This window comes from Pseudolabrys taiwanensis (assembly GCF_003367395.1).
Lineage (GTDB): Bacteria > Pseudomonadota > Alphaproteobacteria > Rhizobiales > Xanthobacteraceae > Pseudolabrys > Pseudolabrys taiwanensis.
Genome location: NZ_CP031417.1, coordinates 5,286,792 through 5,303,469 on the forward strand (window position 1 = coordinate 5,286,792; position 16,678 = coordinate 5,303,469).

The 16,678-nt window shown below is 65.9% G+C and carries 13 protein-coding genes and 1 other RNA gene; 10 read left to right on the top strand and 4 right to left on the bottom strand.

The genetic code is table 11. The annotated features are described in order from the left end of the window. Nucleotides 1–128 precede the first annotated feature (128 nt). Nucleotides 129–2,786 carry a cation-translocating P-type ATPase gene (locus tag DW352_RS25160; protein ID WP_245434247.1) on the bottom strand — a complete coding sequence of 886 codons (2,658 nt, stop codon included), beginning with the start codon at nucleotides 2,784–2,786 and terminating at the stop codon, nucleotides 129–131. 270 nt (nucleotides 2,787–3,056) lie between these two features. Between DW352_RS25160 and DW352_RS25165 the strand changes: the two genes are divergently transcribed. Genes DW352_RS25165 through DW352_RS27450 form a run of 4 tightly spaced genes read left to right on the top strand, consistent with a single transcriptional unit; the run spans nucleotide 3,057 to nucleotide 7,133 of the window. Continuing rightward, entirely contained in the window at nucleotides 3,057–4,064 is a 1,008-nt protein-coding gene (locus tag DW352_RS25165) for a TRAP transporter substrate-binding protein (RefSeq protein ID WP_115693904.1), read from the top strand. Nucleotides 4,065–4,072: 8 nt separating this feature from the next. Next, on the top strand, nucleotides 4,073–5,122 hold the full coding sequence (gene dctP / locus DW352_RS25170; protein ID WP_115693905.1) for a TRAP transporter substrate-binding protein DctP: 1,050 nt from the start codon (nucleotides 4,073–4,075) through the stop codon (nucleotides 5,120–5,122). A gap of 8 nt (nucleotides 5,123–5,130) precedes the next feature. Next, the gene (locus DW352_RS27445; protein WP_245434248.1) at nucleotides 5,131–6,321 is read left to right on the top strand and encodes a GGDEF domain-containing protein; all 1,191 of its coding nucleotides are present in this window, start codon (nucleotides 5,131–5,133) and stop codon (nucleotides 6,319–6,321) included. Next, a complete protein-coding gene (locus tag DW352_RS27450) occupies nucleotides 6,279–7,133 on the top strand; it encodes a putative bifunctional diguanylate cyclase/phosphodiesterase (protein ID WP_245434249.1) in 855 nt (284 codons plus the stop codon). Before DW352_RS27445 ends, DW352_RS27450 begins: the two co-directional genes overlap by 43 nt. 59 nt (nucleotides 7,134–7,192) lie before the next feature. Here DW352_RS27450 and rnpB read toward each other — a convergent pair. From rnpB to DW352_RS25190, 3 genes are all read right to left on the bottom strand, one after another. Next, nucleotides 7,193–7,595, bottom strand: an RNA gene (rnpB, locus tag DW352_RS25180) — RNase P RNA component class A. 289 nt (nucleotides 7,596–7,884) lie between these two features. Next, a complete protein-coding gene (locus tag DW352_RS25185; protein WP_245434250.1) occupies nucleotides 7,885–8,679 on the bottom strand; it encodes an N-acetylmuramoyl-L-alanine amidase in 795 nt (264 codons plus the stop codon). 178 nt (nucleotides 8,680–8,857) lie between these two features. After that, nucleotides 8,858–9,403: a PRC-barrel domain-containing protein gene (locus DW352_RS25190; protein ID WP_162827194.1), complete on the bottom strand. Its 546-nt coding sequence runs from the start codon at nucleotides 9,401–9,403 to the stop codon at nucleotides 8,858–8,860. Between the two features lie 422 nt (nucleotides 9,404–9,825). On the opposite strand from DW352_RS25190, the gene mraZ reads away from it, so the two are divergent. From mraZ to DW352_RS25220, 6 genes are all read left to right on the top strand, one after another. Beyond that, nucleotides 9,826–10,308 (top strand): division/cell wall cluster transcriptional repressor MraZ, encoded by a 483-nt coding sequence (gene mraZ / locus DW352_RS25195; protein ID WP_115693908.1) that lies wholly within the window; start codon nucleotides 9,826–9,828, stop codon nucleotides 10,306–10,308. Continuing rightward, a complete protein-coding gene (gene rsmH, locus DW352_RS25200) occupies nucleotides 10,305–11,336 on the top strand; it encodes a 16S rRNA (cytosine(1402)-N(4))-methyltransferase RsmH (RefSeq protein WP_115693909.1) in 1,032 nt (343 codons plus the stop codon). Before mraZ ends, rsmH begins: the two co-directional genes overlap by 4 nt. Nucleotides 11,337–11,339: 3 nt before the next feature. Beyond that, nucleotides 11,340–11,702 carry a cell division protein FtsL gene (ftsL, locus tag DW352_RS25205; protein ID WP_115693910.1) on the top strand — a complete coding sequence of 121 codons (363 nt, stop codon included), beginning with the start codon at nucleotides 11,340–11,342 and terminating at the stop codon, nucleotides 11,700–11,702. A 5-nt stretch (nucleotides 11,703–11,707) separates the two neighbouring features. After that, nucleotides 11,708–13,432, top strand: a complete 1,725-nt coding sequence (locus DW352_RS25210) for a peptidoglycan D,D-transpeptidase FtsI family protein (RefSeq protein WP_115693911.1) — start codon at nucleotides 11,708–11,710, stop codon at nucleotides 13,430–13,432. Nucleotides 13,433–13,600: 168 nt separating this feature from the next. Then, complete coding sequence (locus DW352_RS25215; protein ID WP_115693912.1) at nucleotides 13,601–15,049, top strand: UDP-N-acetylmuramoyl-L-alanyl-D-glutamate--2,6-diaminopimelate ligase; 1,449 nt, start codon at nucleotides 13,601–13,603, stop codon at nucleotides 15,047–15,049. Nucleotides 15,050–15,245: 196 nt separating this feature from the next. Then, nucleotides 15,246–16,676, top strand: a complete 1,431-nt coding sequence (locus tag DW352_RS25220; RefSeq protein ID WP_115693913.1) for a UDP-N-acetylmuramoylalanyl-D-glutamyl-2,6-diaminopimelate--D-alanyl-D-alanine ligase — start codon at nucleotides 15,246–15,248, stop codon at nucleotides 16,674–16,676. Nucleotides 16,677–16,678 lie beyond the last annotated feature (2 nt).

Genomic DNA, 16,678 nt, shown 5'->3' on the forward strand with positions numbered 1-16,678 from the left:
GATTGCGGTGCCACGTCCGGCATACGTGACGCATGAAAGGTCGTGAGCAATGACAGCCGGATTATGGCAAGAGCGAGAAACTTTTTTTGCGCGCACAGTGGCTTAACAGGCTTCTCTGAAGCAGGCGTTCAGCAGCGGTTCATGATGCCGACCATCGTGAGCACGTAGGCCGCGCATTGTACAACCAGCATCGGCAACAGGCTCATCGCAACGACGACGGACCACATCGCCGGTGTCAATGGCGCGAGATGCAGTACCTGCGCCATCGGCGCGACATAAGGCGGCACGGCCAGCAGCAGCGCACACAAAGCGAGCGCCGCCCATACCCACGGATTGCGCGTCACCTCGTTGTTGAACGGCGCGGCGCGCGCATGTCGCATGTCGAACACATGCCAAAGCTGTGCGAAGGCGAGCGTCAGGAACGTCACCGTCACGGTCTCGCGACTTGGCAGCGCCAGCCATGCGTTCGCCAGCACGAGCGCGCCGAACGTTCCGGCGCTGAGTGCGATGCTTTGCAGCGCGATAACGATCCACTGCGCGCGGCCGACGATCGGCTCCTTCGGATCGCGCGGCGGCCGCGCCAGGACGTCGCGCTCGCCTTCGCCCATGGCCAATGCGAAAGCGGGAAAGACGTCGGTGACGAGATTGAGGTAGAGGATCTGCAGCGGCAGGATCGGCAACGGCAGCGTCAGCAGAATGGCGAGGCCCACAACAATCACTTCGCTCAGATTGCATGAGAGCAGATACGCGACGAAGCAGCGGATGTTGCCGAAGATGACGCGGCCCTCGCGGATCGCTTTGACAATGGTGGGGAAGGCGTCGTCGAGCAGCACCATGGCGGCGGCTTCGCGCGCGACGTCGGTGCCGCGCAGTCCCATGGCGACGCCGATATCGGCCTGTTTGAGCGCAGGCGCGTCATTGACGCCGTCGCCGGTCATGGCGACGACATCGCCGGCCTCCTGATAGGCGCGGACGAGCGCGAGCTTCTCGGCCGGGTTCACGCGCGCGAAGATGCCGGCGGCGGCGAGATCGGCGTGCCCGCCTTTGATCAGCGTTTGCACGTGACGGCCTTCGACCACTTTGGTGCTCGGCAGTCCGACCGCGCGGCCGATGCTGCGGGCGGTGACGGCATGGTCGCCGGTGACCATCACGACGCGGATCCCGGCGCGCCGGCAGTCGTCGATTGCCTGCGGCACGTCCGCGCGCGCGGGGTCTTCGAGCGCGAGCAGGCCGAGAAAGGTCAGTTCTTCGTATGGCGCGGCGTCGGCACGGGCGGCGCTCTTACCGGCGCCGGCGAGCACGCGCAGGCCGTGCGTGCCGAGATGGTCGACACGGTCGCTCCATGCCTTGCGCATGACGTCGTCCATCGGCACGTCGCCGCGCTCCGTCGCGGCCCGCGTGCAGGCTGCGAGCACGGCCTCCGGCGCACCTTTGACGGCGATGAGGAAACGGCTGCCGTCCGTATGCACCGTCGCCATCATCTTGTTCGCGCTATCGAAGGCGTGCTTCGCCGCTAGCGGATGCGCGGCGTGCAGCGCGTGACGGTTGAGACCGGCCGCGCGGCCGGCGCGCAGCAGCGCCAGCTCCATCGGGTCGCCGCTCGAATCCTTGGCGGTATGGCCGAGCGTTGCGTCGTTGCACAGCACGGCGGTGGTGAGCAGCCGCGTCACCAGCGCGTCGTTGGCAAGCTTCCGCGCATGATCGGTGATGTCGATCTCGCCGGAGTCGATCCAGAGCCGCCGTAGGGTCATGCGGTTCTCGGTCAAGGTGCCTGTCTTGTCGGTGAGGATGACCGTCGTCGCGCCCAAAGTTTCCACCGCCGACAAGCGCTCGATCAACGCGTTCTGCCGCGCCATGCGCCACATGCCGCGCGCGAGCGCGAGCGTCGCGACGATCGGCAGGCCCTCGGGAATGGCGGCGACGGCGAGCGCGATGCCGGCCTCGATGATGAGAAAAACATCGTCGTGCGTGACGAGCCCGACGCCGACGATGATCGCGGCGACGATGATGGTGGCCCAGACCAACTGCCCCGACAGGCGCGCGAGCTTCTTCTCCAACGGCGAACTTCCGGCCTCCGCGTCGGCGACCAGACGCGAGATGCGACCGAGCTCCGTATGCGAACCGATAGCGGTCACCACGCCGATGCCGCTGCCGCGCGTGATCGCCGTGCCCTTGAACAGCATCGACTTGCGCTCGGCGAGCCGTGCATCGGCGGCCACGGCCGCGATGTCCTTGTGCACGGCGACGGACTCGCCGGTCAGCGTCGACTCGTCCGCGGCGAGATTGGAGGCCTCGATCAGACGCAGATCGGCGGCGATCGCGTCGCCGGCATCGACCAGCACGATGTCGCCGGGCACCAGTTCTTCGGCGGGAACGAGACGCGTATGGCCGTCGCGGCGCACGCGCGCCATGCGCCCGCCGAGCGCGTGCAAGGCTTCGATCGACCGAGCGGCCTTGAGCTCCGTGAAGAGGCCGATCAGCGCATTGACGGCGAGCACCGCGACGATCGCGAGGCCTTCTTCGAACTCCCGAAAGACGAAGGCGAGCGCGGCCGCGCCCGCCAGCAGATAAACCACCGGGCTCCTGAACTGATGCGCCAGCACGTGCCATGCGCTCAAAGGCGGGCGCGCGGCGATGCTGTTGGGGCCATATTGCGCCGCGCGGTGTCGGACGTCGGTTTCGAACAGACCGTTGATCGGCGAGACCTCGGACGCAGCCAACGTCTCCGAGGCTGTCATCGCGTGGGGTGCGAAGGGATCGACGGCGATGGGTGGTGCGATTGTCATGTGGGGCCAATCTATGGCCATCCGCGCGGGTGGTATTTGATTTGGATCGGCCCGGCGCGCCGCCTTTCCGCGACGCGTTGTCGCCATCAAGGGTCGCGCGGCGGCGTCCGCGCGTCATAAGAGCGTTCTGAAGCCGAGGCGCAGGAGGCGTCGCCCGTGGCGATGCTACCACCTCGCCATGCAAGGCCGATCTAAAATCAAAAAGTACCAATGGCTTAAATCCGATGCCCGGGCTGAAGCAGCTTGCGCCAGCGGATCGGGAGTCTGACTGTGGTCACCAGTGTCATGCGTTTTGCGGCGTTCGCTTTCGCACTCGTTGTGTCCCCAGCCGTGGCGCAGCCGATCACCCTGAAACTGTCATTCTTCACGTCGGACCGGACGATCGCTTACGCCGCCGCGATCCGGCCATTCGTGGAAGCCGTCAACCGCGAAGGGGAAGGTGTCGTCAAGATCGAGGTCTATACCAGCGGCACACTCGGCAAGGTGCAGCGCGAATTGCCGGATCTGGTGCTGTCCGGCGGCGCCGACATCGCCTTCATCATTCCCGGACAGAACCCGGAACGCTTCGTCGACAGCGGCGTGATCGAATTGCCCGGCCTGTTCAAGGACGTGCGCGAAGCGACGCTGACCTTCACCAATCTGGTTCACGCCAATGCGCTCGCCGGCTATGACGAGTTCTTCGTCGTTGGGGCTTTCGCGACTCCGCCGGAGACGATCAACAGCCGCAAGCCGACCCAGAGCCTTGCCGATCTCAAAGGTCAAAGGATTCGCGTCAACAACGCAACCCAGGCGGAAGCGCTCGCCAAGCTGGGCGCGCTGCCGAAGGTCATCGCTTTCAACGAGACGGCGCCGGCCATCATGGATGGCACGCTGGATGGTGCGACGGTTGCGCTGGCGCAGCTGTTCGATGTCGGCATCGGCCGGTTGACCAGCTACCATTACCTGCTGGGTACCAGCTCCGCGCCGCTGACGCTGCTGATGAACCGCAAGGTGCTCGACCGTCTGCCGCCGCGGGCTCAGGCGATCATCCGCAAATACAGCGGCGAGTGGGCAGCGGCGCGCTTCATTGAAGTCTACGAAAAGGCGGTGAAAGACGCGCGGGAGGAGTTGCAGCAAGATCGACGGCGCACGATCGTTGCGCCGTCGCAGGCCGATCTCGATGCGGCGGCGGCCGTCTTCTCGACGATCTCCGACGAGTTCGCGGCGAAGGGGCCGCACAATGCCGAACTCGTGCGCATGGCGCACGACTTCGTCGCCAATCTGCGTGTGGCAAAGTGAGCCACCCGATGGCCCACAACTTGGACGCCTCGCCGGTCGAAAGCGCGAAGCGGTTCTTGTGCCGGGCCGCCGTCAGCTGCGTCGCGGTGCTGTCACCCACAATCGCTGTGGGTGAGCCCGTTCAGCTCAAACTCTCCTATATTGGGTCCGAACAGGCGCAGGCCTATCAGGCCGGCATCAAGCCCTTCGTCGAGGCGGTCAATGCCGAGGGGAAAGGACTCGTCAACATCGTCGTCTATGCCGATGGCGCCCTCGGCAAGTCGGTGCCCGACCAGCCGGCGATGCTCCAAAAGGAGATCGCCGATATCGCCTGGGTCATTCCCGGTCAGACACCTTACCGGTTTCCGGACAACGAGCTGTTCGAGTTTCCGGGTCTCGTCCAGGATTTCCGCGAGGGTACGCTGGCCTATACGCACTTGGTCGCCGCAGATCGATTGCGCGGCTATCAACCGTTCTTCGTTATCGGTACCTACGTCACCAGTCCCGCGTTCATTCACAGCAGCAAGCCGGTTCCGTCGATCGCGGCGCTGCGTGGCCAGAAGGTCCGGGTCAACAATGCAACCGAAGCGGCGGCGCTCGAACGTCTGGGCATGATCCCGACGGTCATGCCGGTATCGCAAGTGGCTGCCGCGATCGAACGCGGGACCGTCGACAGCGCTGTGATCGCGCTGACCGGTCTGCACGATTACGGCATCGGACGCTTTGCCACGTATCACTATTATCTTGTTGTGGGCGTCGCGCCGGTCGCGTTGCTGATGAACCGCAAGAAGTTCGAGAGCCTGCCCGACGCGGCCAAGGATTTGATCCGCAAGTACAGCGGTGAATGGACCGCGGCGCGGTGGATCGAGGCCCTCAGCGCGATCGACCAGCGCAACACCGCCGCTCTCGGATCGGACCCCAGACACGTTCTCGTCATCCCGTCGCCGGCCGATCGGGACGTCGCGGAGCGAAGTTTCCGGACGCTGATCGAAGATTGGGCGGCGACCGGCACGCGGAATCGCGACCTTCTGGAGCGGCTCGAGGCCGAGCTTTCCACCATCCGTTCAGGGGCGCGCTAGAGCATCCGATGGCGACACCTTCAACGACATTCTTCTGGCGTTACGTCGCGGCGCTCGTCGTCGTCCTTGTATTGCTGGTCGGCGGCACGTGGGTCATCGTCAAAGCGACGACTGATCATCTGCTGTATCAAACCGCGACGCGCGCGGCGCAACTTTGGGCCAAGTACCTGGCCGATAACGTCGTCGATCTCGAGCAGATCGCCGCCGGTGAGGCGCCGTCATCGGCGAGCCTGACCTTCCTCGCAACAGCGCGCACGAGCGGCGCGGTGTTCCGCTACACGGTCTTCAATCGCTACGGTTACTCGATGCTGGTCGCCGACCGCGAAAAGGTGACGCCGATCGACCTGTCCGAGTTCAATCCTATCGCCGCGGAGGCGGTTAAGCGCGATCGGGCGGTCGTCGATGCCAAGGAAGGGCGTGCGCCGGGCGAGCCCGCTTACTTCGCGCAGGCTTACGTGCCTGCTTTGGTGCAAGGCAGGCCGGTCGCCGTGGTCGCCGCTTATGTCGATCTGACCGCGGAGCGGGAAAGCTTCGTGTGGGCGTTTCTGCTCGCGGCCCTGTCGCTCTGTTCATTGACCGCTTTGTCGTTCGGTGTACCGGCCGTCGCCTGGTATAGGCGCACGCGGGAGAAGCAACACGCCGACCGCCGCATCCAGTTCCTCGCGCATCACGACGTGCTCACCGGCCTCGCCAATCGCGCGCGCTTGATCGAGCGCCTGGAGGCCGCCCTGGCCGTCATGCCGTCGACCAGCGGGCTAGTTGCGGTTCATTTCATCGACGTTGATCACTTCAAGCAGATCAATGATGGGTTCGGTCATGACGGCGGCGACTTTCTGCTCGCGACGGTGGGCGAGCGCCTGCGCGCGCTGACCCGCATCGAGGACATGGTGGCGCGGCTGGGCGGCGACGAGTTCGTGGTGGTGCAGACCGGCTTCGCGCAGAAGAGCCAGGCCGAGGAGTTCGCTGGGCGCCTGGCCCAGGTGCTGCGCGCGCCGGCCTATTTCCGCGAGCAGGAAATCCTGGCGACTTCACCATCGGCGTTGCCATCGCCCCGGCCGACGGCGCGAGCGCCGAACGGCTGCTCAAGAGCGCGGACCTCGCGCTCTATGCCGGCAAGGCGGCGGGGCGCGACCGCATCCGATTCTTCGCGCCAGAGATGGACGAGGCGCTGCAGAAGCGGGTCGCGCTCGAGAAGGTGATCCGCGACTGCGTTGCGCACGGAAAGTTCGTGCTGCACTACCAGCCGGTGTTCGAGATGGATAGCAAACGTCTCGTCGGTTTCGAGGCTTTGGTGCGTTTGCCGGCGCCGGATGGCACGCTCGTCTCGCCAACGGAGTTCATCCCGGTGGCCGAGGAAATGCGGATGATCGACAAGATCGGCGCCTGGGTGCTGGGCGAGGCCTGCCGCACGGCGACGTCATGGCCGAAAGAGCTGACGGTGGCGGTCAACCTGTCGCCGTCCCAGTTCGAATCCGGCACGATCGAGCAGACGGTCACCGACGCGCTGAAGGAAAGCGGGCTCGATCCGCGCCGGCTCGAATTGGAGATCACGGAATCGCTGCTGATGCACAACAGCGATGCCACCATGGCGACGTTGCGGCGGCTTAAGGACATGGGCCTGTCGGTCGTGATGGACGACTTCGGCACCGGCTATTCCAGCCTGAGTTATCTTTGGAAGTTTCCGTTCGACAAGATCAAGATCGATAGAAGCTTCATGGAGAGCTTCGCGAAATCGGGCCGCGACGTCGAGACGGTGGTCAAGACCATCATCGCGCTCGGCCGCGAGATGAACATGCGCGTGACGGTCGAGGGTGTGGAGACCGCCGCCCAGGTCGACTTCCTTTACAACGCGCATGCCGATCAGGTGCAGGGCTTCTACTTCGGCAAACCGTTACCCGCAGCCGACATGACTGCCGATAGCCTCGCTCAGCTCCGCAAATCGATGCCGCCGGCGCCGCCGGGCCACGTCACGAACGGCAAGCTGCGCCTGGTCGAGCCGACGCAGAAATGATGCGTGCGGCCCCTCGAAATTGGCGGGGGCCCGATGGTGTCCCATCGAGCCCCCTGAGATAGATCAGCCAGCCTGTAAGCCGGGTTCTGTATGGCCCGCGAGCAAGCCCGCGAACGTGACGGCCATTCCTCTGGTACGCCGGTTGCCCGGCGCATCATGCAACCTACCCGAACGGCTGATCGGGACCGATCGGACTTGCGTCCACGCCGTTCCTATTCGGTTTTGCTCCCGGTGGGGTTTGCCGTGCCGCCGCCGTTGCCGGAAGCGCGGTGCGCTCTTACCGCACCGTTTCACCCTTGCCGCGGTCGATACGCAACGTGACCGTGGCGGTCTGTTCTCTGTGGCACTGTCCCTGGGTTCGCACCCGCCGGACGTTATCCGGCACCGTTTGTCCCTGGAGCCCGGACTTTCCTCTCCGGCCGCCTTTCGGCATTGGCGCGGAGCGGCCGTCCAGCCGACTGACCGCATAGGCATGGGGGTGGCGGCGGGCCACGTCAAGCGCGGTGTGCGGCCATAGTCAAAAAAGGCCCGGACCTCTTGGAGGAGAGGCCCGGGCTATAGAGGTTCAAGATGAAGATGGCCGCATCTGTCGCTACGGCCGGTTGACCCATGACTCCGGTCTGGGGCCGAATTGTCCCCAGTCTGAGGCGGGATTCGGGCGCTCTCGGCGGCTTTGGAACCGGGCGCGGCTTCGTCGTCGATCCCGATGGCTTTCGGCGCGAAGCCCGCAGCGGCAAGACGACGCGCGCCGCTAGCCCGTCTTCCGCGGGCGCGTATCGCTCAAGGTCCGCAAGGTGAGCTGCGTCGAGGGATCGGCGACGCCGTCGACGCGCGCCTGCCGGAAGTGGCGTTGGAAGGCGATCACCACGTCGCGCGTCGTGTCGTCATACTGGCCGGTCTCTTCGATGCCGTAGCCGTATGCGGCGAGCATGCGCTGCAGCCGCGCGACCGCATCGCCGCGATCGCCCGGATGCAACTTCACGCCGTCGACATTGGTCCGCGCCGGCCGCACCCAGTGGCCGATGCCGGATTCGTGCAGCAACTCCCACGGAAACTTCTCGCCGGGATCCTGCTTACGTGACGGCGCGACATCTGAATGTGCGAGCACGCGGTCGCTGCTGACGATGTACCGGGTCATGATCGACTTGCACAGCGAGATGACCGCGGCGATCTGCCTGAGCGGAAAGTTCTGATAGCCGAATTCGTGGCCGGGATTGACGACTTCGATGCCGATCGAGCGCGAGTTGATATCGGTTTCGCCGGCCCAGAACGAGACGCCCGCATGCCAGGCGCGCTTTTCCTCCGGCACGCATTGCACGATGCGGCCGTCCTCGAACACGACGTAGTGCGCCGAGACTTTGCTCTCGGCTGTTGTCAGCCGCCGCAGCGCGGCTTCGCCGCTCTGCATGCCGGTATAATGCAGGAGAATGATGTCGGGTGCGCCGCCGACGCGCTCGTCAAAGCTCGGCGACGGGAGGACGTCAGAGACGATGAAGGAATCCGGCTGGAAGGCGGGCATGTCGGCCGGCGCTGGTAACATTGTCATTGTGAGGAATACGTCGGTCATCTTTCGCCGTGTGGCGGCGAAAAAGCAATATGCGCGTGCACCTTTGTGACTCTCCTCTGCAAGCCACGCATGTCATGAACGCAAAAGCGCGGCCCGGAGGTCCGGGCCGCGCAACGCACGCAACTGTTACGCTACGCTCACGCAACCTGATGCGTGCTTATCGACCGGTCGAACTCGGGGTCGCGGGGCGCGTGCCCATGCCGCTGCTGGCGCCGCCGGCGCCAGTCGTGGCCGCCGGCTTCGGCGCCTCGTAACGGGCGAAGGCCTGGGCGTTCGTGAGCTGATCCTTGGTCATCGCGGTCTTCAGCTTCGGGTCACCGCCGTTGTCGCCCGGCACCATCTGGAAAGCTGACGGTGCGAGCGCCACTTCCTTCGCGCCCATGCCGAGGAAGCCGCCGACGCTCACGACGTAGGCGTCGATCTTGCCGCTCTTGTCGAACAGGATGTCGCTGATGTCGCCGATCTTCTGATTGTCGGCGCCAAGGACATCGGTGCCCTTGAACTTGGTCGCCAGCAGCTGATCCGGCGTCTGCGACGAGACGAACTGTGCCTGACCGGTGGCAGCCGAGCCGGCCGGAGCCGACTGAGTCGTCGCCGCCGGCGGCGATGCCGTCGAACCGGAGGGTGCGCTCGACGATTGCGCGAGTGCGCCCGTAGCCATCAGCGCGCTGATCGCCGCGCCGGCCATAAGATGTTTGATCATTGGATGCCTCCTCTGTCCCTTCCAAACGGAACTGTCTGAATTGCGGGCCTGCCGCAGCCCGCGTGCAGCCAACTCGTGGCGTGCGGTCATGTTCCTTGCCCGGCGACGAAGTCGCAGGGGCGGGGGCGCGGCACCGGGATGCCGCGCGAAGCGGGTTCCGTGACTGGGAACCGCGGACGGCAATAAATCCTTAAGTTTAAGCGCCGTTAATGATGAACGAGCGCGCGGTGCGTCGGTGGCCTGAATCGGTCCCGGGGCAGGGCCATTCCATTGACGCCCATAATATCCCATGGTATCCCAAACGAGATTTGCAAGGATCGCCAGTTTCTTCCCAGCCCGGATTCGGGACGACGTGGCGGTTCTGAGGGACCCGCTCCGCGCGGCCCACGGGCGTGGCGTTCAGTCGGTGGTGAGTGCGGGATATGGCGGACCGCTTCGTGTCCAACATCACGTTGCGGCTCGACTCCAAGGGTCGCGTCTCGATCCCGGCTCTCTTCCGATCGGTGCTCGGCCGCGACGGCTTCGAGGGGCTCTATTGCTATCCGGCGTTGGACCGGCCGGCGATCGATGCGGGTGGCAATGCGTTGATGGCGGAGATCGAGGCGTTGATCGGACGATTCACGCCTTTCTCGGAGGAGCGCGAGCAGTTCGCGCTGGCGCTCTACGGCACCAGCGAGACGCTCAAAGTGGATGGCGAGGGCCGCGTGATGCTGAGCGAGAGCTTGAAGCGCCACGCCGGTATCGCGGACAGCGTGACGTTTGTCGGGTTGGGTCACAAGTTTCAGATCTGGGAGCCTGGCCGTTTCCAGCACGAGCTCGCGGAGGCCACCCAAAAGGTGCGCGCGCTCAAGGCCGAGCTGAGCTCCCAGGCGGCGGGGCGCAACGCGCTCGGAGCACGGGAATGACGGCGGGTGGCGGCGGCTTTGCTGTCGCTGGCGGACCGGCCCTCCACATTCCCGTGCTCGGTCGCCCAGCGCTGCAATTCCTCAACGTCAAGGATGGCGGCGTCTACATCGACGGCACGTTCGGCGCCGGCGGCTATACGCGTGCGATTCTGGCCGCGGCGCACTGCCAGGTGATCGGCATCGATCGCGATCAGACCGCGCTGGCGCTCGGCGCCGACTTGGTCGAGCAGGCGCAAGGCCGGCTGACCCTGGTCGAGGATCGGTTTTCCAATCTGGATAACGTCGCGCGCGACTGCGGCCACGAGCAGGTCGACGGCATCGTGCTCGATGTCGGCGTCTCGTCGATGCAACTCGACCAGGCGGAGCGCGGCTTCTCGTTCCGCCTCGACGGCCCGCTCGACATGCGCATGAGCGGCGAGGGCGCGAGCGCCGCCGACGTCGTCAACGCGGCGGGCGAGCGCGACCTCGCCAACATCATCTATATCCTCGGCGAAGAGCGCTTCTCGCGCGCCATCGCCCGCGCCATCGTCAAGGCGCGCGCCGAAACGCGCATCGAAACCACGCGTGCTTTGGCCGACATCGTTTCGTCCGTGGTGCGCGCCAAGCCGCACGAGATTCATCCGGCGACGCGCACGTTTCAGGCGCTGCGCATCTTCGTCAACGACGAGCTCGGCGAACTCGCCACCGCGCTTGGGGCCGCCGAGCGCGTGCTCAAGCCGGGCGGCCGTCTGGTCGTCGTCTCCTTCCATTCGCTGGAAGACCGCATCGTCAAGACATTCCTGGCGTCGCGCAGCGAAACGCGGGGCGGCTCGCGTCACGCGCCGGAAGTGCAGCGCGCGGCGCCGAGCTTTACCGTGCTGACCAAGCGCCCCGTCGTTGCCGATGAGGACGAGATCGCCCAGAACCCGCGCGCGCGTTCCGCCAAGCTGCGGGCCGGCGAGCGCACCGAGGCCGTGGCGCATCGCGACAATGTCGCCGCGTTGTTGCCGCGCCTGCCGTCGCTCGCCGACGTGCTGAGGGGGCGCTGAACCATGCGGCTTCTCAACATCCTGGTGATCGCGGCGCTGATCCTGGCGGCGTCCTACGTCTACAAGATCAAGTTCGACTCGACGCTGCAGGCCGAGCGTCTCGCCAAGGTGCGCAACGAGATCCGGAAGGAACAAGACGCCATCGCGCGGCTCCGCGCCGAATGGGCGAAGCTCGAAACGCCGAGCCGCATCCAGACCTTGGCCGAGCGTCATCTGACGCTCAAGCCGCTCCAGCCGACGCAGTTCGACAATCTCGATCGGCTGCCCGAGAAACCGCCGCAGATCGTATCGCCCCAGTCGAGCGATCCGATCGGCGCCATGCTGTCCGCGCCCGACACGACCGGCAGCGTGCCCGCGAAACGGTGAGCAGTATGCAGTCCGTCGTCCCCAACGAAAGCCGCTGGCAGCGCTTCATGCGCGGCCTGCTCTATGGCCGCGGTGTCGACCGCAATGTGAAGGCCAAGGCGCGCCTCGGCCTCGCCATCGTCATCTTCGCGGGCGTTTACGTCGTCATCGCGGTGCGGCTCGTCATGTTCGCGACCTTCAGCGACGGCCATAACGGCCGCCGCAGCGTCGGTCAGGACGCCATCGCCACCGCGCGTCCCGATATTCTCGATCGCAATGGCGAGATTCTCGCAACCGATGTGAAGACGCCGTCGCTGTTCGCCGAGCCGCGCAAGCTCATCGACGTCGACGAGGCCGTGGAACTGCTCACCGCGACCTTGCCCGATCTCGACGCCAACGAAGTGCGCGAGCGGCTTTCGTCCAAGCGCGGCTTCGTCTGGCTCAAGCGTGAAATCACGCCCGAGCAGCAACGCCAGGTCTTCCATCTCGGCATTCCGGGCGTCGGCTTCCTGCCCGAGAACAAGCGCGTCTATCCGAACGGCCCGACGATCTCGCACACGCTCGGCCATGTGAACATCGACAACCAGGGCATCGCCGGCATCGAGAAATGGTTGGACGGGCAGGGGCTCGCCGCGCTGCACATGGCGGGTCTCGCGTCGGACCGGCTGCAGAAGCCGGTCGAACTCGCCGTCGATCTGCGCGTGCAGTTCGCGATGCGCGACGAACTCGTCAAAGCGCGCGACAAGTTCAAGGCCAAGGCGTCGGCCGGCCTCGTGCTCGATGTCAACACCGGCGAGATCGTCGCCATGGTGTCCGAGCCCGACTACGACCCGAACAATCCGCGCGAGGCCAACGACCCGACGCGCATCAACCGGCTCACCACCGGCGTGTTCGAAATGGGTTCGACCTTCAAGGTCTTCACCGTCGCGATGGCGCTCGATTCCGGCCGCGTGACGCTGAACTCGACCTTCGACGGCCGCCAGTCGCTGCGCTACGGCCGCTTCACCATCCACGACGACCATCCGATGCCGCGCATGCTATCCGTGCCGGAAATCTTCAAATACTCGTCGAACATCGGCGCCGCGCGCATGGCGCTGTCGCTCGGTCCCGAATATCACCGCGCCTTCCTCAAGAAGATGGGTCAGCTCGACCGCCTGCGCACCGAGTTGCCCGAGAGTGCCGAGCCGATCGTCCCCAAGCGCTGGGGCGAGCTCAACACCGTCACCATCTCCTTCGGCCACGGTCTGTCGGTCGCGCCGCTGCAGGCGGTGATGGGCATCGCCGCCACCATGAACGGCGGTCTGCTGATCCCGCCGACCTTCCTCAAGCGCAGCCGCGAGGACGCGCTCAAGCTGGCGACGCAGGTGCTGAAGCCCGACACCAGCCAGAAGATGCGCTATCTGATGCGCCTCAATGCCGAGCAGGGCACCGGCACCAAGGCCAACGTGCAGGGCTATTACATCGGCGGCAAAACCGGCACCGCCGAGAAGGTCGTCAACGGCCGTTACGCCAAGAACAAGCTGCTCACGGACTTCATGGCGGTGCTGCCGGCCGACAAGCCGCGCTATCTCGTCATGATCATGCTCGACGAGCCGCAGGGCCTGCCGGAGACCTACGGCTTCGCCACTGCCGGCTGGAACGCCGGCCCGGTGGCGGGCAAGGTGATCGCGCGCATCGCGCCGCTGCTCGACATCGCGCCGCGTTTCGACCTGCCGAAGGCCGAGCAGTTGATCCTGGCCAAGGCGCCGTGAAGTCGGTAGTGCATCACTCGCGTAACCGGGCTTGGCTCGGCCTATCTCAGTCACCCTGAGGTGATCGGCCGAGGCCGAGCCTCGAAGGGCGACAGCCGTCCTCCTTCGAGGCTCGCGTGCTGCGCACGCTCGCACCTCAGGATGACGGGTCGGGCGTTGGGAAGCTAAATGAAGCTCGCTGATTTAGTCATAGAGAGTGCCGTCGTCGATCCGCGCTTCGCGGATGTGACGCTGTCCGGCATCGCGGCCGACAGCCGCGCGGTGAAGCCCGGCGATCTGTTCGTCGCGGTTCCCGGCACCAAAGCGGACGGACTCGCCTTCGTGCCGCAGGCGTTGACGCAGGGCGCCGTCGCGGTGATGGCGGAGACGCGGCCGGAGCTGCCGGCGCATGTCGCGTTCATCGCGGTCGAGAACGTGCGGCGCGCGCTGGCGCTTGCCGCGGCGAAATTCTATCCGCGTCAGCCGGCCACCATTGCCGCCGTCACCGGCACCTCGGGCAAGACCTCGGTCGCCGCCTTCCTGCGCCAGATCTGGACCGCGCTCGGACACGCCGCCGCGAGCGTCGGCACTGTCGGCGTCGTGTCGCCGAAAGGCGAGATCTACGGCTCGCTCACCACGCCCGATCCGATCGCGCTGCATAAAAGCCTCGACGAACTTGCCGGCGAGGGCGTGACGCATCTGGCCCTGGAAGCTTCCTCGCACGGCCTCGACCAGCACCGGCTCGACGGCGTGCGCGTCGCCGCCGCCGGCTACACCAATCTCTCGCGCGATCATCTCGATTATCATCCGACGCTCGAGGCCTATCTCGCCGCCAAGCTGCGGCTGTTCACCGACCTTGTCGTCGATGGCGGCACGGCGGTGATCAACGTCGACGACGCGCATGCGCCGCAAGTTGTCGCCGCCGCGCGGAAGCGCGGCCTGACGATCATGACCGTCGGCGCCAAGGGCGAGGGTATTCATCTTGCCGGCACCACCATCGAAGGCTTTGCCCAGGTCGTGCAGTTCGCCCACGCCGGCCATCATTATAATGTGCGGCTGCCTTTGGTCGGCGCCTTCCAGATCGAGAACGCGGCCGTCGCGGCCGGTCTCGCCATCGCCACGGGCGGTGAGCCGAAACGCGTCTTCGCCGCGCTGGAAAATCTCGTCGGCGCCAAAGGCCGGCTTGAGTTCGCCGGCGAGCGGAACGGCGCGCCGATTTTCATCGACTATGCGCACAAGCCCGACGCGCTCGAGAAAGCCATCGAGGCGTTGCGGCCTTACACGTCGGGCAAGCTGATCGTGGTGTTCGGCTGCGGCGGCGACCGCGACGCCGGCAAGCGGCCGATCATGGGCCGCATCGCGCACGAGAAGGCCGACGAGGTGATCGTCACCGACGACAATCCGCGCAGCGAGGATCCGGCCAAGATCCGCGCCGCCATTCTTGCGGCGGCGCCCGGCGCGCGCGAAATTGGCGATCGCGCGGCGGCGATCCGCCAGGGCGTCGCTGATTTGCAGGTCGGCGATGTGCTGCTCGTTGCCGGCAAGGGCCATGAAACCGGCCAGATCATCGGCAATCGCACGGTGCACTTCTCGGATCATGAGGCGGTGGCGGAAGCATTGAAGGAAGTGGGGGAGTGAGCGGAGATTGCGCACGCTTGCTTTTGCCCTCCCCCTTGTGGGGAGGACGGCGAGCGGCCGAAGGTCGCGAGCGGGTGGGGGTGGTCGCGTTTGAGCAAAACGTGCCATTACCCCCACCCCGCTCATCTCGCTGCCGCTCGATGAGCGACCCTCCCCACAAGGGGGAGGGTAAAGAAAGAGCGACTGGAACAGCCGTATGACTTCTCTCTGGACCACCGCCGAAATGACCACCGCGATGCGAGCCGACAAAGCGGGCGCGCCGCCGGAGGCTATCGCCGGCATCTCGATCGACACCCGCACCATCGGCAAAGGCGAAGCTTTCTTCGCGCTGACCGATGCGCGCGACGGCCATGACTTCGTCGAGGCCGCGTTGAAAGCGGGCGCCGGCCTTGCCGTCGTCGCGCGCGACAAACGCGGCCGCTTCGCGGCCGATGCACCGCTGCTCATCGTGGACGACGTGCTCGACGCCTTGCGCGATCTCGGCCGCGCTGCGCGCGCGCGGCTCAAGGGGCAAGTGATCGCGGTCACCGGTTCGGTCGGCAAGACCGGCACCAAGGAAGCGTTGCGCCTCGCGTTCTCCGCCGAAGGCGAAACGCACGCCTCCGCCGCCTCCTACAACAATCACTGGGGCGTGCCGCTGTCGCTCGCCCGCTGTCCGGCGTCGGCGCAATATGCGGTGTTCGAGATCGGCATGAACCATGCCGGCGAGATCACGCCGTTGGTGGCGATGGTGCGGCCGCATATCGCCATCATCACCACCATCGCGCCGGTGCATCTCGAATATTTCGGCTCGCTCGAGAAGATCGCCGATGCCAAGGCGGAGATCTTCACCGGCCTCGTGCCGGGTGGTGTCGCGGTGCTCAACCGCGACAACGAACAGTTCGCGCACCTCGAAGCGGCGGCGAAAGCGGCGGGCGTTGCGCGCATTGTCACTTTCGGCGAGGCCGCGAAGGCCGAGGCGCGGCTCATTCGTTATGCCCTGCAGGACGAATCCTCGGCGGTCGAGGCCGACATCCTCGGCCATCACGTCGCGTACAAGCTCGGCGCACCCGGCCGCCATCTCGTCATGAACTCGCTCGCCGTGCTGGCGGCGGTCGAACTCGCGGGCGCCGATATCGCCCATGCCGCGCTCGCGCTCACCCATCTCAAGCCCTCGATCGGCCGCGGCGCGCGCGCGACGCTCAAGGTTCCGGGCGGACAGGCGCTGCTGATCGACGAGAGCTACAACGCCAATCCGGCATCGATGGCGGCGGCCATCGCGTTGCTCGGTCAGGCGCCGGTCGGTATGCGCGGACGACGGATTGCCGTTCTCGGCGACATGCTCGAATTGGGGGCGCCCGGGCCGACGCTGCACGCCGGGCTCGCCGCGGCCTTGGCCGACGCCAAGATCGATCTGGTGTTCTGTTCCGGCCCGCTCATGCACAGCCTCTGGGAGGCTCTTCCCTCCGGTCGGAAGGGCGGCTATGCCGAGACATCGGCCGCGCTGGAACCGCAGGTTCTCGAGGCCGTCCGCGCCGGCGACGCGGTCATGGTGAAAGGCTCGCTGGGCTCGAAAATGGGTCCGATCGTGAAAGCGCTGGAGCGCCAGTTTCCCCGAGAGGATGCCGCGGTGGCGGCCAAGGTTTGAAC

Bases quoted from the DNA above. Each gene is read 5' to 3' on its own strand.
- DW352_RS25160 (WP_245434247.1), bottom strand. From the start codon at position 2,786: ATGACAATCGCACCACCCATCGCCGTCGATCCCTTCGCACCCCACGCG.
- dctP (WP_115693905.1), top strand. From the start codon at position 4,073: ATGGCCCACAACTTGGACGCCTCGCCGGTCGAAAGCGCGAAGCGGTTC.
- DW352_RS27445 (WP_245434248.1), top strand. From the start codon at position 5,131: ATGGCGACACCTTCAACGACATTCTTCTGGCGTTACGTCGCGGCGCTC.
- DW352_RS27450 (WP_245434249.1), top strand. From the start codon at position 6,279: ATGGACGAGGCGCTGCAGAAGCGGGTCGCGCTCGAGAAGGTGATCCGC.
- DW352_RS25185 (WP_245434250.1), bottom strand. From the start codon at position 8,679: ATGACAATGTTACCAGCGCCGGCCGACATGCCCGCCTTCCAGCCGGAT.
- DW352_RS25190 (WP_162827194.1), bottom strand. From the start codon at position 9,403: ATGATCAAACATCTTATGGCCGGCGCGGCGATCAGCGCGCTGATGGCT.
- mraZ (WP_115693908.1), top strand. From the start codon at position 9,826: ATGGCGGACCGCTTCGTGTCCAACATCACGTTGCGGCTCGACTCCAAG.
- rsmH (WP_115693909.1), top strand. From the start codon at position 10,305: ATGACGGCGGGTGGCGGCGGCTTTGCTGTCGCTGGCGGACCGGCCCTC.
- ftsL (WP_115693910.1), top strand. From the start codon at position 11,340: ATGCGGCTTCTCAACATCCTGGTGATCGCGGCGCTGATCCTGGCGGCG.
- DW352_RS25210 (WP_115693911.1), top strand. From the start codon at position 11,708: ATGCAGTCCGTCGTCCCCAACGAAAGCCGCTGGCAGCGCTTCATGCGC.
- DW352_RS25215 (WP_115693912.1), top strand. From the start codon at position 13,601: ATGAAGCTCGCTGATTTAGTCATAGAGAGTGCCGTCGTCGATCCGCGC.
- DW352_RS25220 (WP_115693913.1), top strand. From the start codon at position 15,246: ATGACTTCTCTCTGGACCACCGCCGAAATGACCACCGCGATGCGAGCC.